Origin of the sequence: Burkholderia cepacia GG4, assembly GCF_000292915.1 — a bacterium.
Classification (GTDB): Bacteria; Pseudomonadota; Gammaproteobacteria; order Burkholderiales; family Burkholderiaceae; genus Burkholderia; species Burkholderia cepacia_D.
Genome location: NC_018513.1, coordinates 515050 through 540592, shown reverse-complemented (window position 1 = coordinate 540592; position 25543 = coordinate 515050). Strand labels below are relative to the sequence as shown.

The 25543-nt window shown below is 68.8% G+C and carries 24 protein-coding genes and 1 pseudogene; 16 read left to right on the top strand and 9 right to left on the bottom strand.

Features of this window, described 5'->3' with window-relative positions:
• Positions 1-45 precede the first annotated feature (45 nt).
• Positions 46-2247 carry a TonB-dependent receptor gene (locus GEM_RS02415; protein WP_014895864.1) on the bottom strand — a complete coding sequence of 734 codons (2202 nt, stop codon included), beginning with the start codon at positions 2245-2247 and terminating at the stop codon, positions 46-48.
• Between the two features lie 140 nt (positions 2248-2387).
• On the opposite strand from GEM_RS02415, the pseudogene GEM_RS02410 reads away from it, so the two are divergent.
• The 3 genes and pseudogenes from GEM_RS02410 to GEM_RS02400 form a co-directional block, all read left to right on the top strand.
• Positions 2388-2897: pseudogene (locus tag GEM_RS02410) on the top strand (LysR substrate-binding domain-containing protein); the annotation flags it as partial.
• Positions 2898-3057: 160 nt separating this feature from the next.
• Positions 3058-3342, top strand: a complete 285-nt coding sequence (locus GEM_RS02405; RefSeq protein WP_014895862.1) for a hypothetical protein — start codon at positions 3058-3060, stop codon at positions 3340-3342.
• 57 nt (positions 3343-3399) lie between these two features.
• Positions 3400-5520: a phosphocholine-specific phospholipase C gene (locus tag GEM_RS02400; protein ID WP_014895861.1), complete on the top strand. Its 2121-nt coding sequence runs from the start codon at positions 3400-3402 to the stop codon at positions 5518-5520.
• A 40-nt stretch (positions 5521-5560) separates the two neighbouring features.
• Here GEM_RS02400 and GEM_RS02395 read toward each other — a convergent pair whose 3' ends face one another.
• Positions 5561-6184 carry an RBBP9/YdeN family alpha/beta hydrolase gene (locus GEM_RS02395; protein WP_014895860.1) on the bottom strand — a complete coding sequence of 208 codons (624 nt, stop codon included), beginning with the start codon at positions 6182-6184 and terminating at the stop codon, positions 5561-5563.
• Between the two features lie 254 nt (positions 6185-6438).
• On the opposite strand from GEM_RS02395, the gene GEM_RS02390 reads away from it, so the two are divergent.
• Genes GEM_RS02390 through GEM_RS02370 form a run of 5 tightly spaced genes read left to right on the top strand, consistent with a single transcriptional unit; the run spans position 6439 to position 9517 of the window.
• Positions 6439-6876 (top strand): VOC family protein, encoded by a 438-nt coding sequence (locus GEM_RS02390; protein WP_014895859.1) that lies wholly within the window; start codon positions 6439-6441, stop codon positions 6874-6876.
• A 4-nt stretch (positions 6877-6880) separates the two neighbouring features.
• Entirely contained in the window at positions 6881-7822 is a 942-nt protein-coding gene (locus tag GEM_RS02385) for a 2-hydroxyacid dehydrogenase (RefSeq protein WP_014895858.1), read from the top strand.
• A 30-nt stretch (positions 7823-7852) separates the two neighbouring features.
• A complete protein-coding gene (locus GEM_RS02380) occupies positions 7853-8785 on the top strand; it encodes a hydroxymethylglutaryl-CoA lyase (RefSeq protein ID WP_014895857.1) in 933 nt (310 codons plus the stop codon).
• A 22-nt stretch (positions 8786-8807) separates the two neighbouring features.
• Entirely contained in the window at positions 8808-9314 is a 507-nt protein-coding gene (locus GEM_RS02375; protein ID WP_014895856.1) for a YbaK/EbsC family protein, read from the top strand.
• Positions 9311-9517 carry a DUF1289 domain-containing protein gene (locus GEM_RS02370; RefSeq protein WP_014895855.1) on the top strand — a complete coding sequence of 69 codons (207 nt, stop codon included), beginning with the start codon at positions 9311-9313 and terminating at the stop codon, positions 9515-9517. Before GEM_RS02375 ends, GEM_RS02370 begins: the two co-directional genes overlap by 4 nt.
• A gap of 220 nt (positions 9518-9737) precedes the next feature.
• Here GEM_RS02370 and GEM_RS02365 read toward each other — a convergent pair whose 3' ends face one another.
• Positions 9738-10640 carry a DMT family transporter gene (locus GEM_RS02365; RefSeq protein WP_014895854.1) on the bottom strand — a complete coding sequence of 301 codons (903 nt, stop codon included), beginning with the start codon at positions 10638-10640 and terminating at the stop codon, positions 9738-9740.
• A 113-nt stretch (positions 10641-10753) separates the two neighbouring features.
• Here GEM_RS02365 and GEM_RS02360 point away from each other — a divergent pair, with 113 nt between their 5' ends.
• Complete coding sequence (locus GEM_RS02360) at positions 10754-11245, top strand: Lrp/AsnC family transcriptional regulator (protein WP_014895853.1); 492 nt, start codon at positions 10754-10756, stop codon at positions 11243-11245.
• Between the two features lie 69 nt (positions 11246-11314).
• On the opposite strand, the gene GEM_RS02355 is transcribed toward GEM_RS02360, so the two are convergent.
• A complete protein-coding gene (locus GEM_RS02355) occupies positions 11315-12211 on the bottom strand; it encodes an alpha/beta fold hydrolase (protein ID WP_014895852.1) in 897 nt (298 codons plus the stop codon).
• Between the two features lie 278 nt (positions 12212-12489).
• Here GEM_RS02355 and GEM_RS02350 point away from each other — a divergent pair, with 278 nt between their 5' ends.
• A complete protein-coding gene (locus tag GEM_RS02350) occupies positions 12490-13449 on the top strand; it encodes an NAD(P)H-dependent flavin oxidoreductase (protein ID WP_014895851.1) in 960 nt (319 codons plus the stop codon).
• A 115-nt stretch (positions 13450-13564) separates the two neighbouring features.
• Here the strand turns inward: GEM_RS02350 and GEM_RS02345 are convergent, their stop codons facing one another.
• The 3 genes from GEM_RS02345 to GEM_RS02335 all read right to left on the bottom strand — a co-directional run bounded on the left by GEM_RS02345 (position 13565) and on the right by GEM_RS02335 (position 16603).
• Positions 13565-14527 carry a LysR family transcriptional regulator gene (locus GEM_RS02345; protein ID WP_014895850.1) on the bottom strand — a complete coding sequence of 321 codons (963 nt, stop codon included), beginning with the start codon at positions 14525-14527 and terminating at the stop codon, positions 13565-13567.
• 172 nt (positions 14528-14699) lie between these two features.
• Complete coding sequence (locus GEM_RS02340; RefSeq protein ID WP_014895849.1) at positions 14700-15776, bottom strand: porin; 1077 nt, start codon at positions 15774-15776, stop codon at positions 14700-14702.
• 344 nt (positions 15777-16120) lie between these two features.
• Positions 16121-16603: a hypothetical protein gene (locus GEM_RS02335; protein ID WP_014895848.1), complete on the bottom strand. Its 483-nt coding sequence runs from the start codon at positions 16601-16603 to the stop codon at positions 16121-16123.
• Positions 16604-16972: 369 nt separating this feature from the next.
• Between GEM_RS02335 and GEM_RS02330 the strand changes: the two genes are divergently transcribed.
• From GEM_RS02330 to GEM_RS02305, 6 genes are all read left to right on the top strand, one after another.
• On the top strand, positions 16973-18016 hold the full coding sequence (locus GEM_RS02330; RefSeq protein ID WP_039317735.1) for a bile acid:sodium symporter family protein: 1044 nt from the start codon (positions 16973-16975) through the stop codon (positions 18014-18016).
• Positions 18017-18337: 321 nt separating this feature from the next.
• Positions 18338-20176: an EAL domain-containing protein gene (locus GEM_RS02325; protein WP_014895846.1), complete on the top strand. Its 1839-nt coding sequence runs from the start codon at positions 18338-18340 to the stop codon at positions 20174-20176.
• Between the two features lie 348 nt (positions 20177-20524).
• On the top strand, positions 20525-21544 hold the full coding sequence (locus GEM_RS02320; RefSeq protein WP_014895845.1) for a LacI family DNA-binding transcriptional regulator: 1020 nt from the start codon (positions 20525-20527) through the stop codon (positions 21542-21544).
• Positions 21541-22821: an AGE family epimerase/isomerase gene (locus tag GEM_RS02315; protein WP_014895844.1), complete on the top strand. Its 1281-nt coding sequence runs from the start codon at positions 21541-21543 to the stop codon at positions 22819-22821. Before GEM_RS02320 ends, GEM_RS02315 begins: the two co-directional genes overlap by 4 nt.
• Positions 22818-23726, top strand: coding sequence for a carbohydrate kinase family protein (locus tag GEM_RS02310; protein WP_014895843.1), 909 nt, complete (start codon positions 22818-22820; stop codon positions 23724-23726). The genes GEM_RS02315 and GEM_RS02310 overlap by 4 nt, the downstream gene beginning before the upstream one ends.
• A gap of 98 nt (positions 23727-23824) precedes the next feature.
• Entirely contained in the window at positions 23825-24046 is a 222-nt protein-coding gene (locus tag GEM_RS02305) for a hypothetical protein (RefSeq protein ID WP_014895842.1), read from the top strand.
• Between the two features lie 91 nt (positions 24047-24137).
• Here the strand turns inward: GEM_RS02305 and GEM_RS02300 are convergent, their stop codons facing one another.
• Both GEM_RS02300 and GEM_RS02295 read right to left on the bottom strand, forming a co-directional pair.
• Entirely contained in the window at positions 24138-24332 is a 195-nt protein-coding gene (locus tag GEM_RS02300; protein WP_014895841.1) for a DUF2905 domain-containing protein, read from the bottom strand.
• Between the two features lie 12 nt (positions 24333-24344).
• Positions 24345-25535: a class I SAM-dependent methyltransferase gene (locus tag GEM_RS02295; protein WP_014895840.1), complete on the bottom strand. Its 1191-nt coding sequence runs from the start codon at positions 25533-25535 to the stop codon at positions 24345-24347.
• Between the last annotated feature and the right edge of the window lie 8 nt (positions 25536-25543).

The window sequence follows — 25543 nt, the reverse complement described above, 5'->3', positions numbered from 1 at the left end:
GCGCCAGCGGCGACGCCCGTCCTGCCCGACCGCATGGCGCGGCATTCAGAACTTGTACACGGCCGACAGCATCGCCGAGCGGCCGTCGCCGAACTCGACGGCCGACGATTGCGATGCGTTTCCCGCCACCTGCCGCACGCGTTCGACGTAGGCGCGATCGAACAGGTTGTCGACGTTCAGCTGGAAGCGCAGCCTGCGGCTCACGTCGTACGACGCCATCAGGTTGTGCACCCAGTACGCACCGAGCTTGCCGTCGCCTTGCGACGTCACGTTGCGCCGGCCGACGAAGTGCGAACCGTAGCCCACCGTCCAGCCCGCCGGCAACCGATAGGTCGTCCACAGGTTGAACGCGTGCCGCGGCGTGTTGCCGAGCGCCTGCCCATCGCGGCGCGGCGTGGCCGGTGAACTGAGCGTGACGCTCGCGAGATACGTGTAGTTGGCGAACACGTCCCACTGCGGCGTCACCTTGCCCGCAGCCCCGAGCTCGATGCCGCGAACGCGCTGCCGGCCCACGAGCGCGTAGCTGCCGTCGGCCATGCGTTCGCGCGCGTTGTTCTTTTCGGTCTGGAACAGCGCGCCGTTCAGCGCGACGCCCGCGAGCCCCTCCCATTTCGCGCCGAGCTCGAAGCTCTCGTTCTTCTCGGGCGCGAGCGCGCCAGTTGCCGCGCTCACGCCGGAGCCGGAAGTCGCGAGAAATTCGGCGGACGGGTTGAACGACGTGCCATACGCGAAATACACGCGACCGTTGTCGGTTGGCTTGAACACGAGCCCCGCGCGCGTGCTCAGGTGACGATCGGAACTGTCCGCGCGCTCGGCGGGCTTGCCGGCCGCGGCCCCTTCCGCCCAGCCGTCGATCCAGTCGTGCCGCAGCCCGACGTCGATGTCCCAGTAGCGGCCGACCGAGATCGTGTCGAACGCGTACAGCGCCTTCACGACCAGCGCGGTGTCCTGGCGGGCACTGTCCTCGCGCTGTGCCGGGCCGCGCCACACGCCGGGTGGCGCCGCGAGCGCGAAGCCGTCGGCCGGGTAGAACCGGTTGAGCCCGTACGAATAGGTCGTGCGGCCGTATGTTTCGCGCGAGATCTCGAAGCCCGTCACGAGCGTGTGCCCGACGCCGAACGTCGTGAACGTGCTCGTCACGTTCGTCTGGTTCGCCCACATCGCGGTCGACGCGTCGCGGCCGTAGCCTTGCGGCCCGGCCGGCTTGTAACGCCCGGGCGGCAGCCCTTCCAGGCTCACGCGCGCTCCCGAAATCACCGTATCGCGATTCAGGTGCGCGTAGCGGCTCAGGTTCTGCACCTTCAGGCCGGACGACACGTCGTGTTCGGCCTTCACGGTGAACGTGTCGGACGTGATCCGTTCGCGATCCAGATTGCGCCAGCCGAAATAGCGGTCGCGCGACATGCCGGCCAGCACCTGGCCGTTGTGCGCCGGCAGCCCGTAGTCGGGCAGGTTGTTGTCGTACTGGTGAAAATAGCCGAGCGTGACGCGCGTCGGCGTGCCGAGGCCAAACGCGAGCGACGGCGCGACGCCCCAGCGGCGCTTGCGGATGTCGTTGCGGCCCGGCACATCGTTGACATGCGCCATCGCGTTCAGGCGGAACGCGGCCCGGCCTTCGGTGCCGGGCACCGGCCGGTTCGCATCGAGCGTCACGCGGCGGTAGCCGGACGTACCGAGCATCGTGCCGGCCTCCGTGAGCGCCGCGGCTTTCGGTGTCTTGCTCACCAGATTCACCGAACCGCCCGTTGTGCCCGCGCCGCCGAATACCGAGTTCGGCCCCTTGATCACCTCGACGGCCTCGATGTTGAACAGGTCGCTGCGATTGTTCTGCGCACTGTCGCGCAACCCGTCGAGCTGCAGGTTCGCGTTCGCGCCGAAGCCGCGGATATTGAACATGTCGCCCGACCCGCCGCCGCCCTCTCCCGCGTTGAACGTGATGCCCGCGACGTTCGACAGCGCGTCGCGCAGGCTCAGCGCCTGCTGTTCGTCGAGCACCGCGCGCGGCACGACGGTGATCGTCTGCGGCACGTCGAGCAGCGGCTTCGCATATTTCGCGGAACCCGACCGGTCGACAAGCGAACCGGCGTCGCGATTGCCGTGGACGAAGATCGGAGTCAGATGCGGCACATGCCGCAGCTCGCCCTCGTCTGCGCATGCCGGTGCGGCCACACAGGTCATCATCGCGAATGCCACGGACGCGGACGCGCCACGCGGTGGCAGCGCGTTCGACTGAATGCAAAGGCTCATGTTCACTCCACTCCATCGATGATAATGATTCTCATTCAAATGGATTGGAGCCGGCATGGCAATTGGACACGTCCGAACTTCGTCATCCGAACGAACTGTCGAACGAAACGGCTATGCCGCCGGACGGCCGCAGCCCGCCTTCCTTGGCCACACTCGCGAAGCGCGCGACCGACCGCTCGGCCTCGCGCTACGGGCCCGGCACCTCGCCGGGCGTAGCCGCCGAGAAGCTGATGAACGAGACGGTGTTCCCGGTCGCGAGCCCCGCGTACCGCAATCGCGACGGCATCGCGCCGCGCGCGCCAGCCGATCTCGTGCGCGCGACGCTGCTGCGCCATCCCGCGCAGCCGTGGGAACCGTGGTTCCAGGCCGCGCGGCTCGACCTGACCGAATCCGCGCGCGCGCCGCGCTTCACCGACGCGAACGCATTGATCGACGCGACGCTGGAAGGACGCGGCGTCGCGCTCGCGCGCCGCTCGCTGATCGAACCCGAACTCGCGGCTGGCACGCTCGTGCGCGTGTCGACGGTGCGCGTGACCGACGTGTATGCGCACTACGTGGTGTGGCGCCCCGATCATCCGCGCGAAGCGGCGATCCGCACGTGGCTCGACTGGCTGCGCAGCGAAGTGCGGCGCCGGACGCCGCGCCGCTGACACGCGGCGCCCGGCTGCGCGGCGAAGCGCGCGAAAGCATTTAGTCGGCTCGACGAAAGCCGTTCGCGATCACGCGCCGGTCGCAAACGATTCACCGAATCGTCGCATCGCACCGGCATACTCGAAAACGTTTCCCGATCCGCCTGCCAGGAGAGAAGTGATGCGTCGTGTTGCCCTCGTCGTCGTTCTATGTGCCACCGCCTTCGTCGCCGCCTGCAGCGACGACGCGCCGCACGACGCGCACGCGACCGACGCCTCGCAACAGGCCGGCGCATCGTCCGGCGCCGCGAGCGCGTTCAACAGTGCTGCCGGTGCGAACGCCGCCGCGTCCGATGCCGCGCCGCTCGCGCCGCCCGTCGTTCACTACCCGCCCGACGATGACGACGACGCGAAGCCCGCGCCGAACGCGGGCACGTCCGGCGTCGCCGCATCGTCGCCGCACTGATCCCGCCGTTCCTGTTGGTGTCCCCGTTCCCCGATCGCAGAACCGAGGTGAAATAACATGACGTCATCCAGCCGCCGCCGTTTCCTGCAGACCGTCGCACAATCCGCCGGCGCGGCCGTCGCGCTCAACGCGTTTCCCGAATCGATCCGCCGTGCGCTCGCGATTCCGGCCGCGCGCGGCACCGGCACGATCCGCGATGTCCAGCACATCGTCGTGTTCATGCAGGAGAACCGCTCGTTCGATCATTACTTCGGACACCTGCGCGGCGTGCGCGGCTACAACGACCGCTTCCCGATCCCGCTGCCGAACGGCAAGCCGGTGTGGTACCAGCCGTCGAAGGAAGACCCGACGAAGCCCGTGCTGCCGTTCCGGCTCGACACCAAGACGACCAGCGCGCAGTGCCTCGGCGCGCTCGACCACTCGTGGGCGAAGACCCACGCAGCGATCGACGCAGGCCGCTACGACCAGTGGCCCGCGAACAAGACCGACATGACGATGGGCTATCACGTGCGCGAGGACATCCCGTTCCACTACGCGCTCGCCGATGCGTTCACCGTGTGCGACAACTACTTCTGCTCGCTGCCGGGGCCGACGCACCCGAACCGTTCGTACCTGATGACGGGTACGGTCGACCCGACCGGCAAGTTCGGCGGCCCGCTGCTCGACAACGCCGACTACGTCGACGGCGACCTGCCGCCCGCGTACCAGCTGCTGTCGTGGACGACCTTCCCGGAACGGCTCGAGGCGCGCGGCGTGTCGTGGCAGATCTACCAGCAGGGGCTCACCTGGGCCGACCCGTACAACGGCAACTACGGCACGAACATCCTGCAGAACTTCACGAACTTCATCAACGCGCAGCCGGGCTCGTCGCTGTACCAGCGTGCGCAGACGGTCCGCACGCTCGACAACCTGAAGGACGACGTGCTCAACGACCGGCTGCCGCAGGTATCGTGGCTGCTGCCGCCCGCCGCGTTCTCCGAGCATCCGAAATACACGCCCGCGTACGGCGCGAACTACACGTCGCAGATCCTCGACGCGCTCACGTCGAATCCGGACGTGTGGGCGAAGACCGTGCTGTTCATCATGTACGACGAGAACGACGGTTTCTTCGATCACATCGTGCCGCCGCAGCCGCCGACATCGGCTGCGCAGGGCGTATCGACCGTGACGACCGACGGCGAGCTGCATACGGTCGTGAACCCCGGCCGCGGCGGCAGCTACACCGCCGACGGACTGCCTTACGGCCTCGGGCCGCGCGTGCCGATGACGGTCGTGTCGCCGTGGTCGAAGGGCGGCTTCGTGTGCTCGCAGGTGTTCGACCACACGTCGGTGATCCGTTTCATCGGCGAGCGCTTCGGCGTCGACGAACCGAACATCACGCCGTGGCGCCGCACGGTGTGCGGCGACCTCACCGCCGCGTTCGACTTCCGCTCGTCCGACGCGACGTTCCCGTCGCTGCCCGATACGAGCCAGTACCGCTCGGTCGCGGACCAGCAATGCACGTCGCAGCCCGCGCCGACCGTGCCCGCGACGCCGTCGCCGATCGATCCGCAGGAGCCCGGCGTGCGGCCCGCGCGCGCACTGCCGTACGAACTGCACGTGAACGCGAGCATCCACGGCGGCAACACCCTGCGCATCGAGTTCGCGAACCGCGGCAACCAGGGCGCGCACTTCCACGTGTACGCGGTGAACCGCACCGACGGCCCGTGGCGCTACACGGTCGGCGCGCGCCGCGTGCTGCACGCGGACTTCGACCTGACGCAAACGAATGGCGTCTACGCGTTCTCGGTGTACGGGCCGAACGGTTTCGTGCGGATGTTCTCCGGCAACGTGTCGGCCGAGACGGCGCGCCGCCGCAACCACGCGCAGCCCGAGGTGAAGGCCGGCTACGACATCGCGAACGGCAACCTGTACCTGAAGCTGCGCAACCCTGGCGCGGGCCACGTCACGCTGACGCTGACCGACAACGCGTACGGCGCGCCCGCGCGCCAGGTGACGCTGCACGGCGGCGACGAGCACGTCGAGCAGTGGGCGCTCGCGGCGAGCCACCACTGGTATGACGTAACGGTGAGCGACGGCGCGAACGGCACGTTCTCGCGCCGCTTCGCGGGCCACGTCGAGAACGGCCGGCCGAGCTACTCGGACCCGGCCGCGGTGCAGCCGGTCGCCGCGTCGTAAGCGCCACGGCACGACGTTGCGCGGCACCCGCCGCGCAATTTCAGACCGCGTGCGCGAGCGCGCGGTCGACGAGCGCGGCGTCGAAGCCGTCGTCGGCGTCGCGAAAACGCAGCGGCGCCGCGCAATGAACCAGCGTGTCGATGAAATACTTCGCGCGCGGCCACGGCCCGAAGCCGGCCGCAGTGTTGATGTGCCCCGCGTCGCCGAGGTTCACGAACGCGCTGCCGAGCCGCTGCGCGAGCGTGCGCGCATCGGCGAGCGGCATCCACGGGTCGGTTTCGCTGCCGATCACGATCGACGGCACCGCGAGCCGGCGCGCGTCGAACGGCCCGGCGAACGTGAATTTCTGCGGACTGGCGGGCGCGACGAGCAGCACGCCCGCGACCTCGGCCGCCTGCGGCCATTGCGCGAGCGCATGCGCGGCCGCGAGGCAGCCGAAGCTGTGCGCGGCGAGCACGAACGGACCGCGCTCGCGGTCGAGCAACGCGCGTACCGACTGCGCCCAGCGCGCGAGGTCGGGCGCATCCCAGTCGGCCTGTTCAACCCGCAGCGAACGCGGGAACTGCCGCTCCAGCCAGGTCTGCCAGTGAGCGCCTTCGCTGCCGTGCAGGCCCGGAACGGTCACGAGCCGCGGCGGCCACGCCGATTTGCTGCATGCGCGCATGATTGCCCTCGCTTGCTTTGCTTGGAGACGAGGTTCGATTGTGGCGCGCCGCGCCCGGCGGCCGAACCAATATTTTGTGCTTTGCTTTTGCGCGGGACGGTCACCGGGTCGGCCGGTGCGGGCCGCACGGCGCCGGCCGGCAGCCTCATGGCGGCGCAACCCGCCGCGAAACCGTAGAATGTGGGCTTCCCGCTTGCCTTGCATCGGATCGAACCGGGCGCCCCGCGCCGGTTCCGATCGACAGGAGACGCCCGATGTCCGCTACGCCCGCCGGCGCGCTGCGCCCGTTCCATCTCGCCTTCCCCGTGTCGAGCCTCGCCGGCGCGCGCGCGTTCTACGGCGGTCTGCTCGGCTGCCCGGAGGGGCGCAGCTCGGCGCACTGGGTCGACTTCGACTTCTTCGGCCACCAGCTCGTCGCACACCTCGCGCCGGACGAGACCGGCGCGAGCGCGGTGAACCCGGTCGACGGCGACAACGTACCCGTGCGCCATTTCGGCGTCGTGCTGTCGATGGACGAATGGCATGCGCTCGCCGACAAACTGAAGGCCGCAAACACGCGCTTCGTGATCGAGCCGCATATCCGCTTCAAGGGCGAGGTCGGCGAACAGGCGACGATGTTCTTCCTCGATCCGTGCGGCAACGCGCTCGAATTCAAGGCATTCGCCGACATCGGCCAGCTGTTCGCGAAGTAACCGCATGAAGATCCTGTTCTACTCGCCGCAGCAGGACGCCGGCGCTTGGCGAGACGCGATCGCGCAGGCATTGCCCGAGGCCGAGCTGCGCGCGTGGCAGCCGGGCGACACGGCCGCCGCCGATTACGCGCTCGTGTGGCGCGCGCCGCGCGAGCTGTTCGCGCCGCGCGACGGCCTGCGCGCGATCTTCAACCTCGGCGCCGGCGTCGACGCGCTGCTCGCGCTCGACCGTGCGCATCCCGGCACGCTGCCGCGCGACGTGCCGCTGGTGCGCCTCGAGGATTCGGGCATGGCGCAGCAGATGATCGAATACGTGACGCACGCGGTGCTGCGCTACCTGCGTCGCTTCGACGAATACGAAGCGCTGCAGCGCGAACGCCGCTGGCAGGTGCTCGAGCCGCATGCGCGCGCGCGCTTCACCGTCGCCGTGCTCGGCCTCGGCGTGCTCGGCGCGCAGGTCGCGCAGGCGCTGGCCGCACTCGGCCTGCCGGTGCGCGGCTACAGCCGCAGCCCGAAGCAGCTCGACGGTATCGAGACCTTCGCCGGCGACGACGCGTTCGACGCATGCGTCGACGGCGCGAAGGTGCTCGTGAACCTGCTGCCGAGCACGCGCGATACCGACGGCATCCTGTCGGCGCGCACCTTTGCCAGGCTCGCACCGGGCGCGTACCTGGTCAACGTCGCACGCGGCGCGCATCTCGTCGAAGCCGACCTGCTCGACGCGCTCGCGAGCGGGCAGGTCGCCGCCGCGACGCTCGACGTGTTCCAGCACGAGCCGCTGCCGGTCGATCACCCGTTCTGGCACGCGCCGCGCATCACGATCACGCCGCACAGCTCGGCCGAGACCCTGCGCGACGAAGCCGTCGAACAGATCGCCGGCAAGATCCGCGCGTTCGAGCGCGGCGAGCGCGTCGGCGGCATCGTCGACTACGCGCGCGGCTACTGAATTCCGCCCTACATAAACCTGGAGACAACCATGACGTTCCCCACCGCCGTCAAGATCGTTGAAGTCGGCCCGCGCGACGGGTTGCAGAACGAAAAGACCTTCGTGCCCACCGACGTGAAGATCGCGCTCGTCGACCGGCTGTCGCGTGCCGGCTTCCGCAATGTCGAGGCCGCGTCGTTCGTGTCGCCGAAATGGGTGCCGCAGATGGCCGACGGCGCCGAGGTGATGGCCGGCATCGAACGTCGCGCGGGCACCGTGTACTCGGTGCTCACGCCGAACCTGAAGGGCTTCGAGAACGCGCTCGCCGCCCGCGCGGACGAAGTCGTGATCTTCGGCGCGGCGAGCGAGGCGTTCTCGCAGCGCAACATCAACTGCAGCATCGCCGAGAGCATCGCGCGCTTCGAGCCGGTCGCGAAGGCCGCGAAGGACGCCGGCCTGCGGCTGCGCGGCAGCGTGTCGTGCACGCTCGGCTGCCCGTACCAGGGCGATGTGCCGGTCGCATCGGTCGTCGACGTCGTCGAACGCTTCGCCGCGCTCGGCTGCGACGAGATCGACATCGCCGACACGATCGGCGTCGGCACGCCGAAGCGCACGCGCGAAGTGCTCGCGGCCGTCACGCGCGTGTTCCCGCGCGAACGCCTGTCGGGCCATTTCCACGACACCTACGGCCAGGCGCTCGCGAACATCTACGCGGCGCTGTTCGAAGGGATCGAGATCTTTCACGCATCGGTGGCCGGCCTCGGCGGCTGCCCGTACGCGAAGGGCGCGACCGGCAACGTCGCGACCGAGGACGTGCTGTACCTGCTGCAGGGCCTCGGCATCGACACCGGCATCGATCTCGCGCAGGTGGTCGCTGCCGGCGACTTCATCTCGAACGCGATCGGCCGCGCGAACGTGTCGCGCGCCGGTCGCGCGCTGCTCGCCAAGGCACAGAGCGCAGCCGACGCCCCGAGCTGCGTCTGACCCCGACATTCACGGATCAACGATGACGACACCCGCTTCATTCGACGCCCTCCCCGATTCCGCGCGACGCGTCGCGCTGCTGCTGCGCGAACGCGGCCATGCGAAAGGGATCGTGATGCTTGCCGAAACCGGCAAGACCTCTGCGGAAGCCGCGGCCGGCCTCGGCTGCTCGGTCGCGCAGATCGCGAAGTCGATCCTGTTTCGCCGTGAATCGGACGGGCTGCCGGTGCTCGTCGTCGCGAGCGGCGTGAACCGCGTCGACGAGCAGAAGGTCGCCGCTCAAGTCGGTGCGGTCGGCCGCGCGGATGCGAAGTTCGTGCGCGACAACACCGGCTACGCGATCGGCGGGGTCTGCCCGATCGGCCATCTGGTCGACCCGGTCACGCTGATCGACGCCGACCTGCTCGAGCTCGACAGCCTGTGGGCGGCCGCCGGCCATCCGCACGCGGTGTTCAACCTGACGCCGCAGGAGCTCGTCACGCTGACGGGCGCGCCGATCGCCGACGTCGCATTGCGCCACGACGCATGAGCGACGTACCGGTAGTGGTCGGCACGGTCGCATCGCCGTGCACGGACGTCTGCAGGATCGACCCGCGTACCGACTGGTGCGCAGGTTGCCTGCGCACGCGCGGCGAGATCAAGGGGTGGCGGGCGTCGGACGACGACGCGAGGCGCGCGCTGCTCGCGCGGCTCGACGCGCGGCGGCGCCTGCTCGCCAGGAGCGGCGCATAAAAAAATGCCGTTCGGCCTGTCTGGCGAACGGCATGAGATCGGAATCCTGTGAACGTGATCAACGTCACAGCCCGCATCATACGAGCGACGCTGCAGCGTCGCATCGGGTGTTTCCCTACAACTTCTTACAGCATCTTTCCTGCGCAATCGTCATGCCCGGACGCGGCACCGGCTGACGCTGGCGGCAAGCCGTAGCGGCAAGCCAAATCGCACGATCGTTTCAGTTGCCGACCGCCTCGCGACGCGCGGGCACGATGCGCCAGCCGAGATTCACGCCGGCCGCCGCGAGCAGGATCAGGAGCGCGCCGAGCACCTGGGTCCACGCGAGCGTCTGCCCGAACGCAACGCGATCGACGATGATCGCGACCACCGGATACACGAACGACAGCGCGCCCGTCATCGCAACCGGCAGCTTCTGGATCGCGCCGTACAGCAGCACATACATCAGACCCGTGTTCACGACGCCGAGCACGACGAGATCGAGCCATTGCGCAGCGGTCGCGGGCAACGTGCCGAACTGCGCGAACGGCGCGAGCAGCACGATGCCGAGGCCGGCCTGCAGCAGCGCGAGCAGGTGCGGCGGCGTGCCCTTCAGGTGTTTCGTGACGATCGACGACACCGCGTACAGGAACGCCGCGCCGAGCGACAGCGCGACGCCTTCCAGATATTCCCCCGGCACCGCGAGCACGGCCGGTTCGACGCGCACCACGCACACCAGCCCGATGAACGCGAGCGCGAGCCACGCGATCGTCGATGCGCTGATCCGTTCGCGGAACACGATCGCGCCGAGCGCGACGAGCATGAACGGCTGCGTGTTGTACACGGCGGTCGCCATCGAGATCGACGCACGCGAATACGCGGCGAACAGCAGCAGCCAGTTCGCGACGATCGCGACGCTGCCGAGCGTCGCAAGCGCGAGCATGCGCGGCGAGAACAGCGAGCGGCGCAGGAAGCCGAGCGCCGCGCAGACGATCGCGAGCGTCGCGGCACCGAACAGGCAGCGGAAGAACACGACGTTGGTGAGCGGTTGCTGCGACGACATCACGAGCCAGCCGATCGTGCCGGACATCAGCATCGCGACGACCATCTCGGCGGCACCGCGGCGGATTTCGTTCGAGGCCATCATGGACTCCGTTTGACGAGAGAGGATGACTTCGATTCTAGGAACTTGCTTTCCGTGCATCCACGGCTAAACTGAAGCGAAAGCGCCGATTCACCTTCGAAAGCAAAGCGATCATGTCGAAACGCCTTACCCCGCCCGCCGTCACGTCACTCGACGCGACCGACCGCGCGATCCTCGCAGCGCTCGCCGAGGACGCACGCATCGCCACCAGCGAACTGGCGCGGCAGATCGGGCTGTCGGCGCCCGCGACCGCCGACCGCGTGCGGCGCCTCGAAGCGCAAGGCGTGATCGCGGGCTTCACCGTCGAGCTCGACCCGCGCGCGCTCGGCTATACGCTGCAGGCGATCGTCCGCGTGAAGCCGCTGCCAGGACAGCTGCATCTCGTCGAGGAGGTGTTGCGGCGGATCCCGGAATTCGTCGAATGCGACAAGGTGACCGGCGAGGACTGCTTCATCTGCCGCCTCTACCTGCGCACGATCGAGCACCTCGACGACATCCTGTCGAAGGTGACGGAGCGCGCGGAAACGAGTACGGCGATCGTGAAATCGACGCCCGTGCCGCGTCGCCTGCCGCCGCTCGTCGAAGACGACGCCGCGCGCCGCTGACCGTCGACGCACCACGCGCGACGCTCGCCGCGCTACCCGCTAGCCCCTACCCGCTGCGCGTAGCGCCGCTCACGCGGCCGCGTCGCGCGCCTCGAAAAACGCGAGCAACTCGTCGATCAGCGCGACGGGCGCCTCCTCCGGAATGTAGTGCCCGCACTCGAGTGCGCGGCCGCTGACGTCGCGTGCAACGCGCCGCCATTCGTCTAACGGATCGAAGCAGCGGCCGACGATCCCGTTCGCGCCCCACAGCACCCGCAGCGGGCACGCGACCTTGTTGCCGCGCTCGAGATCCGCGCGGTCGTGCTCGAGATCGATCGTCGCCGACGCACGGTAGTCCTCGCACATCGCATGCACGGCGCCCGGCTGCGCGAGCGCAGCGCGATACGCGGCGAGCGCCGCCGGCGCGAACGGCGCGAGCCCGGCGGAACGGTTGCCCATCACGCGCTCGATGTACGCATCGGTGCGACCTTCGATCAGCGTCTCGGGCAGCGGCTCCGGCTGGATCAGGAAGAACCAGTGGAAATACGCGGTCGCAAACGCACGATCGGTTTGCTCGTACATCGCGAGCGTCGGCGCGATGTCGAGCAGCATCATCCGCTCGACGGCCGCCGCGTGATCGAGCGCGAGCCGGTGCGCGACGCGCGCGCCGCGATCGTGCGCGCAGACGTGGAATTGCGCGAAGCCGAAATGCCGCATCACGGCGACCTGGTCGGCCGCCATCGCGCGTTTCGAATACGGCGCATGCCGCGCGTCGCTCGGCGGCTTGCCCGACGCGCCATAGCCGCGCAGGTCGGTCGCGATCACCGTGAAGTGATTCGCGAGCGTCGCCGCGACGCGATGCCAGATCATGTGGGTCTGCGGGTGGCCGTGCAGCAGCAGAAGCGGCGGGCCCGCGCCTCCTTTGACACCGAAGATATCGGTGTCCTGCACCGTCACGCGAAACGGTGCAAACGCCTCAAACGACATGGTTTGTTTCTCGTTGGTTTGTTATGGCGGTTATTGTAGGAGCGCGCGGCGAACTTCAGCGCGCAGCACATACCCGAATACCTAGAAAGAGAACACTCACTCGATTGTCGCGCCGCCGCGCATTTTGTTAAGCTCGCGTAGAATCGCACGACCGTTCGTATTAATATGAACGCTCCGCCGCACTACTACACTCAAAGTACCGTTCGACCGCCAAGCATGATGCCGGCGTCGGCGCGACTGCGCCGGTTCCGGCCGCCCCTCGAGACTGGAGACATCACATGGCATTGCCCGCCGTCCTGCAGAACCTGACGCTGCCCGTCATCGCGTCGCCGATGTTCATCGTCAGCTACCCCGAACTCGTGCTCGCGCAATGCAAGGCGGGCATCGTCGGATCATTCCCCGCGCTCAACGCCCGTCCGGCCGAACTGCTCGACGAGTGGCTCACGCAGATCCAGTCGGAGCTCGCCGACCACAAGGCCAAACACCCGGACGCGGTGATCGGCCCGATTGCGGTCAACCAGATCGTCCACCAGTCGAACGTACGGCTCGAGCATGACGTGCGCGTGTGCGTCGACCACAAGGTGCCGGTCTTCATCACGAGCCTGCGCGCGCCGGCGCGCGAGATCGTCGACGCGGTGCACAGCTACGGCGGCATCGTGCTGCACGACGTGATCAACCTGCGCCATGCGCAGAAGGCGCTCGAAGCCGGCGTCGACGGGCTGATCCTCGTCGCGGCCGGCGCCGGTGGCCACGCGGGCACGACGTCGCCGTTCGCGCTCGTCGGCGAAGTACGCAAGATGTTCGACGGCCCGATCGTGCTGTCAGGCTCGATCGCGAACGGCGGCTCGATCCTCGCCGCGCAGGCGATGGGCGCCGACCTCGCGTACATGGGCACGCGCTTCATCGCGACGCAGGAAGCGCACGCGGTCGAGGACTACAAGCGCGCGATCGTCAACGCGAAATCGTCAGACATCATCTATACGAACCTCTTCACCGGCGTGCACGGCAACTACATCCGCGAGAGCATCGAGAAGGCCGGCCTCGATCCGGAGGCGCTGCCGGAATCGGACAAGTCGAAGATGAATTTCGGCGGCGACAAGGCGAAGGCGTGGAAGGACATCTGGGGTGCCGGTCAGGGCGTCGGCCTGATGGACGACCTGCCGAGCGTCGGCGCGCTCGTCGAGCGCCTGAAGCGCGAGTACGACGACGCGAAGGCACGGCTCGGCATCGCACGCTGACGCACGCAGCAGCGGGATGGCCCCGCCGCTGCGCATGACGTCCGACCAAACGAAAAAGCGCGAACCGCAACGGCTCGCGCTTTTTTCATGTCCGCCTGCGGGCGGCCGACGCCGGTCAGCCGGCGCGCTTGATCCGCGTGATCGGCAGCACGCGCAGGCGCGACTCGATCGACGGGCACAGCGACTGCCCTTCGAAGCGCGCGGCGAGGAAGTCGACGAACGAACGGACCTTCGCGGACACGTGACGACGGCTCGCGTACACCGCATAGATCGGCGCCTCGTGCGGCGGCACCGAATCGAGCAGCACCGGCACGAGCCGGCCGGATTCGATGTCGTCGCCGACCACCTCGGTGCCGAGCAACGCGATGCCCGCGCCCGCGAGCACGGCCGCACGCAGCCCCTCGAGATGGTTCACGATCAGGTTGCCGTGCAGGTTCACGCGCGACGCGGCGGCCGCGTCGATCACCAGCGAATCGAGCATCGTCGAATTCGAATCGCGGCGCAGGTAGTTGTGGTGCGCGAGATCGGCAATCGTCTGTGGCGTGCCGTGCTTCTCGAGATACTCAGGCGATGCCACCAGCAAAATGTGCGCAGTCGCGATCTGCCGCGCGACCAGCGACGACGATTTCAACCCGTTCGGCGCCGCGCGCACCGCGACGTCGTAGCCCTCCTCGATGAGGTCGACCACGCGATCGGACAGCGTCATGTCGACGGTCACGTCCGGGAAACGGCCCGCGTAATCGGTGACGGCCTGCATCACGTGTCGCAGTCCGAACGCGGATAGCGACGTCACGCGCAAACGGCCCTGCGGCACGACGCTCGCGGCGCCGACCGCCTGTCCGGCTTCGTCGAGTTCCGACAGCGCCTGCACGAGGCGCTCATAGTATTCGCGCCCCGCCTCGGTCGGCGCGACACGTCGAGTCGTACGATGCAGCAGCCGCGCGCCGAGCTGCTGCTCGAGATGCATCACGTGCTTGCTCGCCATCGCGGCCGACATCTGCATGCGCTCGGCCGCGCCGACGAAGCTGCCCACTTCGACGACGTAGCGAAACACATTCATGCTGACGAGGGTATCCATCGAACTAGCTCGCAATTCCTGGGAATCATGCAATTACGAGATAGGGTAACAAAGGTGAGGAAACAAGAAGGTCAACAAAGGCAAAACGGCGCCGCGGATGGCGGCGCCGTTTCGGGGCGGGAACCGGCAGGCCGGTCGCGCAGCGCGGTGTACGCGTTCGGCGAACGAATCGTCAGAACTTCGCGCGGATGCCTGCGCCGAACGTGTTGCCGCTCGACAGGCCGCTGATGTGGTCGTTCATGTACGCAGCGTAGACATCGGTACGCTTGGACAGCGGATAGTCGTAGCCGACGGCCCAGGTCTGGCGCGTCTGGTCGAGGCCGCCCCCGTCGCGCGAGTACGCGTACGACGCCATCGCGTTGCCGACGCCGAGCGGCACCGACACGCCGCCCTGCGCGGTATTCACGTGCCAGCTGCCCGCGACCTGGTCATTCTTCGTATACATATACTGGCCGAACAGCTTCACGTACTTCAGGTCGTAGGTCGCGCCGACCAGCCCGATGCCCTGGCTCTTCATGCCGGTCACCAGCGAACTCAGGTCCTGCGGGCCGCTGTTGAAGTTCACGTACTGGTAGACGGCGGTCGCCGCGAACGGGCCGTTCGCGTAGTTGAACTGCGCGCTCCACTTCTTCGAGCGGTTGTCGCCGGCCTGGTTGCCGAGCGCGTACATCGCCGCGAAATTCAGGCCGCCGAACGAAGGCGACGTGTACGACAGCGCGTTGTTCCAGCCCGAATCGCCGACCGCGCCCTGGTCACTCGGATAGGTCGGGAACGTGCCGAGGCCGAGGAACACGTGGTACACCATCGGCGAGAAGGTGTACGAGTCGTAGAACGGGTTGAACAGGATCGTCGACAGGAACAGGTGCGTCGTCAGACGGCCCGCCGTCACCGTGCCGTACGGCGAGCTGACGCCGACATACGCGTTGCGCGCGAAGAACGTATCGCCCTGGAAGCGGCCGAACTGGCCGTTCTGTGCACGGAAGAAGCTCTCCATCGTGAAGATCGCCTTGTAGCCGCCGCCGAGATCCTCGGCGCCGTGCAGGCCCCAGTACGACGTCGACATCCCGCCGCCCGACACGTTCCATGCGCGATTGCCGCCCGGGAACTTGGTTGCGCCGACCCATTCGTCGACCTGACCGTAGAGCGATACGCTCGACTGTGCGTGGACGGGTACGGTTGCCGCGACGCAGGCGGTCGCGGCGATCAGCTTGACGGACGTGCGCGACGCACGGCGAGCGAATGCTTTCATGGGATCTCCAGGTATTGTCGAATAGTCGATAAGTGGCGCGAGCGTTGTTTTTTGGAGCCGATTGCTTGCGTCGTATGGGGCGCAGCCATCTTTACGGATCATTCGTCCGGTCAAAATTGCGCACACTTATTGCGGGTATAGCGGCGGCATTAACTTTGCGGAATCGACACGTGACCGGGCACGCCACAGCCGCCCCGCGCGGGGCGGGCACGCGGCGGGACGGCCGCGCGGCACGCGCGTGCCGGGCGCGAAAGATAGCGCAATGCGGCGGGAAAATCAGCGGAAATCTGCGCGCGACTGTGGCGAATTCGCATCAGCCGGCGAGGGACGAACGCGCGGGGCGCTCAGTTTCGGTAGAACGGGGAGAAATACGGCGAGTGCGCAGGCTCTTCCTGCGAGCGGGGCGGCGGCATCGGACGGCCACCGCGCTCCTCGTTGTAGCGCGCGACATCGGCGCGGATCGAGCCGGTGCGCAGCGGCACGTTGCCACCGCCCGGCGGGCGCGGCATCTGCCGCGAGTCGGCACTGATCGGACGATACGGGCTTTGCGCGGCGTAGTGGCCGTAGGACGGCGTCGGCCGCAGCCCCCAGCGCGAGCCGTAGCCGCTCACGCCGCCGGCACGTGCGCCGCCGGGCGGCATGGCATGGCGCCAGACCGGCGCGCCGCCGGCCGGCTGGCCGTACCCGCGCATGTCGCCGCCGCCGAAACCGTGGCCGCCGAACGCATGACCGCCGTGCGGCGGCTGCGCGAGCGCGACCGGCACCAGCAACGCGCAGAGCGCGCCTGCCACCCATCGTCCGACCTTCAGTTTCACCCGTTCCGTCATCTTTCAGAGCCTGTTACCGCTCGCCGCCGGCTGTTTCCGGCCGACGCAAGCCTTTCAGCAGTAATTTATGAGCGGTCCGAAACGGTGTCGAGCCAAAAAGTGTTAGGTCGCGGGCATCGGTGTAACACCATGTTACTGCTAGGTTTTTTCACTTCGGCGGGCGAGCCGGACAGAACATTCTTCTGCCGTTTTGCGCATCGGCGGGCCTCGTCGGCAGGCCGCTGTTGTGCCGCCGTTACGGCGCAGCTGCATGCAAATGAATCATCAATCGATTCACACAATGAATTTGTGTATTGAATGACCAACCGGGACAATATCGGGATTCGCGCGCGCGAGGTGCGCGCCCGCCGTTTCCGAATCGAGTTCCCGATGGCCCGTCCCCGTTTCCTTCCCGACAACTTCACGCTCGCGCTCGTCGGCACCGTCGTGCTCGCGAGCCTGCTGCCGTGCCGCGGCGCGGCCGCCCACGCGTTCAACTGGGCGACCAACATCGCCGTCGGCCTGCTGTTCTTCCTGCACGGCGCGAAGCTGTCGCGCGAAGCCGTCGTCGCGGGGGCGACCCACTGGCGGCTGCACGCGGTCGTGCTGCTCAGCACGTTCGCGCTGTTCCCGCTGCTCGGCCTCGCGCTGAAGCCCGTGCTGCAGCCGCTCGTCACGCCGACGCTGTATGCCGGCGTGCTCTTTCTGTGCACGCTGCCGTCGACGGTCCAGTCGTCGATCGCGTTCACGTCGATCGCGAAGGGCAACGTGCCGGCCGCCGTGTGCGCGGCGTCCGCGTCGAGCCTGCTCGGCATTTTCGTGACGCCGGCGCTCGTCGGGCTGATGATCACGTCGCAGTCGGCCGCGGCCGCGTCGCCGTGGAGCACCGTCGGCAGCATCGTGATGCAGCTGCTGGTGCCGTTCATCGCCGGCCAGCTGCTGCGGCCCGTGATCGGCGGCTGGATCGAGCGCAATCGCGGCGTGCTGCGCTTCGTCGACCAGGGCTCGATCCTGCTGGTCGTCTACGTCGCGTTCAGCGAGGCCGTGAACCAGGGGCTCTGGCACCAGATTCCGGCGCGCGCGCTCGGCGGCCTGCTGGTCGTGAACGTCGTGCTGCTCGTGATCGCGCTACTGCTGACCACGTTCGTCAGCAAACGGCTCGGCTTCAACCGGGCCGACCAGATCACGATCATCTTCTGCGGCTCGAAGAAGAGCCTCGCGGCCGGCGTGCCGATGGCGAAGGTGATCTTCTCGGCGCAGGCCGTCGGCGCGATCGTGCTGCCGCTGATGCTGTTCCACCAGATCCAGCTGATGGCGTGCGCGGCGCTCGCGCAGCGCTGGGGCGCGCGCGACATGAGCGGCGAGCGCGACGGTCAGGATGGTGTGGCCGGCGCCGCACGCGGGCGCGGCGCGCTGAACGCGGGCAAGCGCTGACGCGGGAAAGCGCGGCGGGTGGGGCCTGCCGCGCCGGTTTATCTACCCCGCACTCCGCCCTCCGCCCTTCGCCCTTCGCTTTCCGCTTTCCGCTTTCCGCTTTCCGCTTTCCGCTTTCCGCTTCCCGCTTTCCGCTTTCCGCTTTCCGCTTTCCGCTTCCCGCTTCCCGCTTCCCGCTTCCCCCTCCACCGTAACCCCACGCCACCACGCGATGCATGCACCATCGACGCGCATCGCGTCACGAAATCTTCATTCAATTCCTCACGCGCGCTGCCGTTAAAGTCGGGCGTCCCGTCGCTTCGGCCGCCCTCGCCCTCACCCATGCCCGCGCCTCACCCCGACTCCGCTGCTGCCCCCACGACGCGCCTGATCGCGCAGCGCGCGCTCGCCGCCGTGTTCCAGCCGATCGTCGACCTCGGGTCGGGCACGGTCGTCGGCTACGAAGGGCTGATCCGCGGCCCGCGCGGCACCGAGCTCGAGCCGCCCGCCGCGCTGTTCGCGCAGGCTGCCCGCGACGGCACGACCGTCGCGCTCGAACAGGCGGCCGCGCTCACCTGCCTCGACGCGTTCGCGGCGCTCGGCTGCGCCGGCAAGCTGTTCCTCAACTTCAGCGCCGGCACGATCCTGCAACTCGCGCGCGAACGCGAGCGCGCGCGGCAGCTGCTCTGCCGTGCGCGGATCGGCGCCGAGCGCATCGTGATCGAGCTGACCGAGCAGACCGCGCTGCCGGACGTCGCGCGCATCGGGCCGGCGGTCGCGTCGCTGCGTGACGCAGGCATCCAGTTCGCGCTCGACGACTACGGCACCGCGAACGCGAGCATGAACCTGTGGCTGCGCCTGCATCCCGACGTCGTGAAGATCGATCGCTTCTTCATTCACGACATCGCGCGCGATCCGCTCAAGTTCGAGGCCGTCAGGGCGATGCAGCATTTCGCGCACGCGAGCGGCGCGCAGCTGATCGCGGAAGGGATCGAGAACGAATGCGACCTGATCGTCGTGCGCGACATGGGCATCTGCTGCGTACAGGGCTTCCTGCTCGGCCGGCCGAACGCGCGACCGTCGCCGGTCGTCGCGCCGGCCGCGCGCGACGCGATCCGCACCCCGCACATCGCGGTGTTTCCCGGTGCGACGCGCACCGCGCGGCCGGCCGGCACGATCGCCGCGAAGATGCTGGTCGCCGCGCCGGCGCTGCCGCGCGATGCGACCAGCAACGACGTGCTCGACCTGTTCAACCGGATGCCCGACCTGCATGCGGTCGCGCTCGTCGAACGCGGGCGGCCGGTCGCGCTCGTGAATCGGCACGGCTTCATCGACCGTTTCGCGCTGCCGTACCACCGTGAGGTGTTCGGCAAGAAGCCGTGCCTGCAGTTCGCGAACGACGCGCCGCTGATGATCGACAATGCGACGCCGGTCGAGCAGCTGGCGATGCTGCTCGCGACCCACGACCAGCGCTATCTAGCAGACGGCTTCGTGATCACCGAACACGGCCGCTACGTCGGGCTCGGCACCGGCGAGAGCCTCGTGCGCGCGGTGACCGAGATGCGCATCGAGGCCGCGCGCTACGCGAATCCGCTGACGTTCCTGCCCGGCAACATCCCGATCAGCGCGCATATCGACCGCCTGCTGGCGCGCGACGCCGGCTTCCACGCGTGCTACGTCGACCTGAACCAGTTCAAGCCGTTCAACGACCAGTACGGCTACTGGCAGGGCGACGAGGTGCTGAAGTTCGCCGCGACGGTGCTGGCCGGCGTGTGCGATCCGCAGCGCGACTTTCTCGGGCACGTCGGCGGCGACGATTTCCTCGTGCTGTTCCAGCGCGACGACTGGCTCACGCGCGCGACCGACGCGATCGCACGCTTCAACGACGGCGCGCAGCGCTTCTACACGCAGGCCGACCGGCTGGCGGGCGGGCTGCACGGCGAGGACCGCCATGGCAACCCCGCGTTCTTCAGCTTCGTGACGATGGCGATCGGCGCGGTCGGCGTGCCGGCCGGCGCGCACCGCGCGATGCGCTACGGCAGCGACGAAATCGCGTCGGTCGCGGCGCTCGCGAAGCGGCGCGCGAAACAGCAGCCGGACGGGCTCGCGGTCGTCGATCTGGACGCGGGGCGAGCCGCGCTGCGCGATCGCGGCGAGCCGCCGCACGCGGCGGGCGGCTGAACGGCGGGCGGCCTGCCGGAGCGGGCAACCGGCGTGCCGGGACAAGGGCGCCGGTGCCGCGCCCGCTCGCCGGCCCCATTCCCGGCGACGGCCTGCCGACCGCCCCGCCCGCCCCGTTTCGCGCCGCACATCCGACCCCGCCCGACGCACCGCCTCCCGCCACCGGCGCATTCCACGCGATCACCTTGCCTTTTCCGCGTTTTGTTTAGTATTTTTAGTAACGGCGTTTTCGCAGATTAGCGCTCGAAAACCCGTTATTTTCGGGTATTCCCCGGCTATCCGGCCCGAATTACGTGTCAAGTTTTACTATACAATCGCCGTCACCCTAAACAAACCGGACCCCGAACGATGGGCACCACCATTCGCGACGTAGCGCGGGCGGCAGAGGTCTCGATCGGCACCGTCTCCCGCGCGCTGAAAAACCAGCCGGGCCTGTCCGAGGCCACGCGGGCGCGCATCGTCGAGATCGCGCAGCGGCTCGGCTACGACCCGGCCCAGTTGCGGCCGCGCATCCGCCGGCTCACCTTCCTGCTGCACCGGCAGCACAACCGCTTTCCCGCCAGCCCGTTCTTCTCGCACGTGCTGCACGGCGTCGAGGATGCGTGCCGCGAGCGCGGCATCGTGCCGACGCTGCTCACCGTCGGCCCGAACGACGACGTGCTGCGCCAGATGCGCCCGCACGCGCCCGACGCGATCGCGGTGGCCGGCTTCATCGAGCCCGAAACGATCGAGGCGCTCGCCGCGACCGGCCGCCCGCTCGTGCTGATCGACCTGTGGGCGCCCGGGCTGCGTTCGGTGAACATCGACAACGCGACGGGCGCAGCGCTCGCGATGCGCCACCTGCTCGCCATCGGCCGCTCGCGGATCGCGTTCATCGGCGGCTCGGCCGCGCACTACAGCATCGCGCAGCGCGCGATCGGCTACCGTCGCGCGTTCTTCGAAGCGGGGCGACTGTTCGATCCTGCGTACGAAGTGACGATCGACGCCGGGCTCGACCCCGACACCGGCGCCGCGCGCGCGATGCAGCAGCTGCTCGATGCGCCGGGGCCGCGCCCGGACGCCGTGTTCGCGTACAACGACGCCGCCGCGCTGGCCGCGCAGCGCGTGTGCATCGCGCGCGGCGTGCGGATTCCGGAAGACATCGCGATCGTCGGCTTCGACGACATCCCGGCCGCCGCGCATGCGAACCCGCCGCTCACGACGCTCGCTGTCGACAAGGAAGCGCTCGGCCGCCGCGGCGTCGAACTGCTGCTCGCGGAAGCGCCCGAACGCACCGAGATCTCCCTGCCCGTCGAGCTGATCGTGCGGGCCAGCAGCCAGCCCGCCGGCTCACCGGCGCTCGATACCGCCACGGTCACCGAATCATGAACATGCCCCCGGTCCAATCCCGCACGGCCACGCCGGCCAACCACGCGCAAGCGGCGCCGTTCGTCGCGAGCTTCCGCGACCCGTCGTTCCTGCTGTCGCACGTCGAAGACACGCTGCGCTTCTACGCGACGAACGCGTTCGACCCGACGGGCGGCTTCTACCACTACTTCCGCGACGACGGCAGCATCTACAACCGCACGTCGCGGCACCTGGTCAGCAGCTGCCGGTTCGTCTTCAACTACGCGATGGCGTACCGGCATTTCGGCGATCCGCGCCATCTCGACTACGCACGCCACGGGCTGCGCTTCCTGCGCGACGCGCACTGGGACGACGACCTGCAGGGCTACGACTGGGAGCTCGAATGGCGCGACGGCGCGAAGCGCGCGACGCTCGACGGCACGCGCCACTGCTACGGGCTCGCGTTCGTGCTGCTGGCCGCCGCGCACGCGACGATGGCCGGCATCGACGAAGCACGCGCGCTGATCGCGTCGACCTACGAGCTCGCCGAACACCGCTTCTGGGATGCGGCCGCGGGCCTCTACGCAGACGACGCGACGCCGAACTGGATGGTGTCGTCGTACCGCGGCCAGAACGCGAACATGCACATGACCGAAGCGCTGCTCGCGGCCTACGAGGCGACCGGCCACCTCACCTACCTCGACCGCGCGGAAAAGCTCGCGACCCACATCACGCAGCGCCAGGCCGCGCTGTCGGGCGGCCTCGTGTGGGAGCACTACCATGCGGACTGGTCGGTCGACTGGGACTACAACAAGGAAGACAGCTCGAACATCTTCCGTCCGTGGGGCTTCCAGCCGGGACACCAGACCGAATGGGCGAAGCTGCTGCTGCTCCTCGAACGGCACCGCCCGCTCGACTGGCTCGTGCCGCGCGCGGCCGAACTCTTCGACGCGGCGCTCACGCACGCGTGGGACGCCGATCACGGCGGCCTGTGCTACGGCTTCGGCCCCGACTTCACGATCTGCGACCACAACAAGTATTTCTGGGTGCAGGCGGAAACCTTCGCGGCGGCCGCGATGCTCGGCGCGCGCACCGGCAGCGAGCGCTTCTGGGACTGGTACGACGAGATCTGGCGCTATAGCTGGGCACATTTCGTCGATCACCGCTACGGCGCGTGGTTCCGGATCCTCACCTGCGACAACCGCAAGTACAGCGACGAAAAGAGCCCGGCCGGCAAGACCGACTATCACACGATGGGCGCGTGCTACGACGTGCTCGCGACCCTGGCACGCGCGGCGCGCAGCGAGCCGACCCAATGAGCGGCCGCACGTTTCCGGCTTTCGTGTCGGCGGGCGACATCCTGACCGACATGGTGCGCGCGGGCGACGCGCAGTGGACCTCGGTGCCGGGCGGCGCCGGCTGGAACGTCGCGCGCGCGGTCGCGCGGCTCGGCGTGCCGAGCGCGCTCGCGGGCTCGATCGGCGAGGACTGTTTCTCGGACGTGCTGTGGCGCACCAGCGAGGCAGCCGGGCTCGACCTGCGCTTCCTGCAGCGCGTCCCGCGTGCACCGCTGCTCGCGATCGTCCACGAGACGCGGCCGCCCGCGTACTTCTTCATCGGCGACGCGAGCGCGGATCTCGCGTTCGACCCGGCGCGGCTGCCGGCCGGCTGGACCGACCACGTGCAATGGGCGCACTTCGGCTGCATCAGTCTCGTGCGCGAACCGCTCGCGGGCACGCTTGTCGCGCTCGCGGCCGACCTGCACGCGCGCGGCGTGAAGATCAGCTTCGATCCGAACTACCGGAACCTGATGACGGCCGCGTACCGGCCGACGCTGGAGAAGATGGCCGGTCTCGCCGACCTGATCAAGGTGTCCGACGAGGACCTGCGCCACCTGTTCGGCGGCGACGGCCCCGACGCGGTCGCGGCGGTGCGTGCGCTGAACCCGCGCGCTGCTGTGCTCGTCACGCGCGGCGCGCAGGCGGCGACGCTCTACGCGGACGGCGACGTGCACGAGGCCAGCCCGCCGCGCGTCGAGGTGGTCGACACCGTCGGCGCGGGCGACGCGTCGATCGGCGGCATGCTGTTCAGCCTGATGGCCGCGCCGCAACGGTCGTGGCGCGCGCATCTCGAATTCGCGCTCGCGGCGGGCGCCGCCGCGTGCCGGCATACGGGTGCGCACGCGCCGACGCTCGACGAGGTCGTGGCGCTGCTCGAACGGTGACGCAATGACGACGGCGCGCTGATCGGTCGCCGATAAGCGGCGCTGTACATGCTGCGCCGCAGTGCTACGATGAAGTGTCCTATTGCGGGAGAGGCACGATGGACACGAACACGTTCACCAAGGGCATCTACACGGCCAAGGCGCATACGCAGCACTCCGCCAACGGGCAGTACCAGGGCTACGTGCTCCTCGCCCGGGACGACGGCGACGAGACGGAGAACATGCGCTACGACGTCCACACGACGAGCCCGAGCGAGGAAGAAGCGTTCGACGAGGCGAAGGCGCTGGCGCACCGGATCCTCGGCGAAATCGAACTGTAATGCGCCGAACCGTCACGCGCGCCGCGGCCCGAACGCGACGCGCCGCGTGCGGCGCGGTTCGAGGTCACCGCGCCATCATCGACACCGGCCATCAGAGCAGCCGCGCCACCAGCGACACCAGCATCGTCAGCACCAGCGTCGACATGAACGGGAACGGGTAGCGCCGCCCGCCGAGCGTCAGCGTGACGTCGCCCGGCATCCGCCCGATGCCGAGCTTGCCGAGCCACGGCCAGCAGCGCTGCAGGATCATCACCGCGACGAACGACGCCATCAGCCAGCGCAGCATCCCGGGCTCCGGTCAGAGTACGTGCGAGCGGTCGCCGCGCGCGAATGCGTCGAGCGTGCCGTCGATCCCGCGCGAGAACGCGATCACCTTGAACAGCTCGCCCATCTCGGCTTCCGAGATCAGCTTCTGCACCGCGTTCGCGGCCGGCAGGAACTGGTGGATGTCGGACGGATCGATCGCGGCCAGCGCGTCGGTAATGCCCGCGTTCAGCAGGAAGCGCGCCTGCGACGTGTAGCCGAGCAGGTCCGCGCCGGTGGCGATGCCCGCGTCGTAGATGCCAGTGAATTCGACGTGCGCGGTAATGTCCTGCAGGCCCGGGTACAGGAACGGGTCGTCGTGCGCATGGTGGCGGTAGTGGCACATGAGCGTGCCGCGGTCGCGCTGCGGATGGTAGAACTCGTGCGCGGGAAAGCCGTAGTCGACCAGCAGCACCGCGCCGCGCGCGAGCATCGTGCACACGGTGCGCGTGAACGCGAGCGCGGCTTCATGCGTCTCGGTCAGGTAGCCGTCGTCGACGTCGAGCCCCGCGAGCACCGGCGGCAGCCCGGCCGGCCCGGCGGGCCGGTCGTCGAACACGAACGCGTGCCGTGCGTCGAGCGCGACGCCGCGCTCGAGCCAGGCACCGCCCGCCTTCGAGAACAGCCGCACCGGCATCGCGTCGAGCACTTCGTTGCCGACCACCACGCCCTCGAAGCGCTCGGGCAACGCATCGAGCCAGCGCACCTTCCCGGCCAGCGCCGGCGCGGCGGCCGCGATCGTGTCGCGCTGCCGTTCGCGCAGTTCGCCGGACAGGTCGACGATCAGGTAGTCGTCGAGCTCGACACCGAGTGCATCGAGCGCGGCGAGCAGCCCGGCCGCGAGCTTGCCCGTGCCTGCGCCGAATTCCATCACGCGGCGCGTACCGCTCGCCGCGAGCGCGTCCGCGACGGGATTCGCGAGCGTCTGCGCAAACAGCGGCGACAGCTCGGGCGCCGTCACGAAGTCGCTGCCGTCGTCGGCGCGGCGCCCGAACTTGCGCGCGCCGCCGCTGTAATAGCCGAGGCCGGGCGCGTACAGCGCACGCTCCATGAAGCGGTCGAACGGCAGCCAGCCGCCGGCCGCCGCGATCTCGTCGCGCAGTTGCGCGGCGAGGGTTTCGGACTGCGCGAGCGCGTCAGGGCCGGGAGCAGGTAAACTAGCGGGTTCGTGAGCTTTCGGGTTCATCCCGGCAT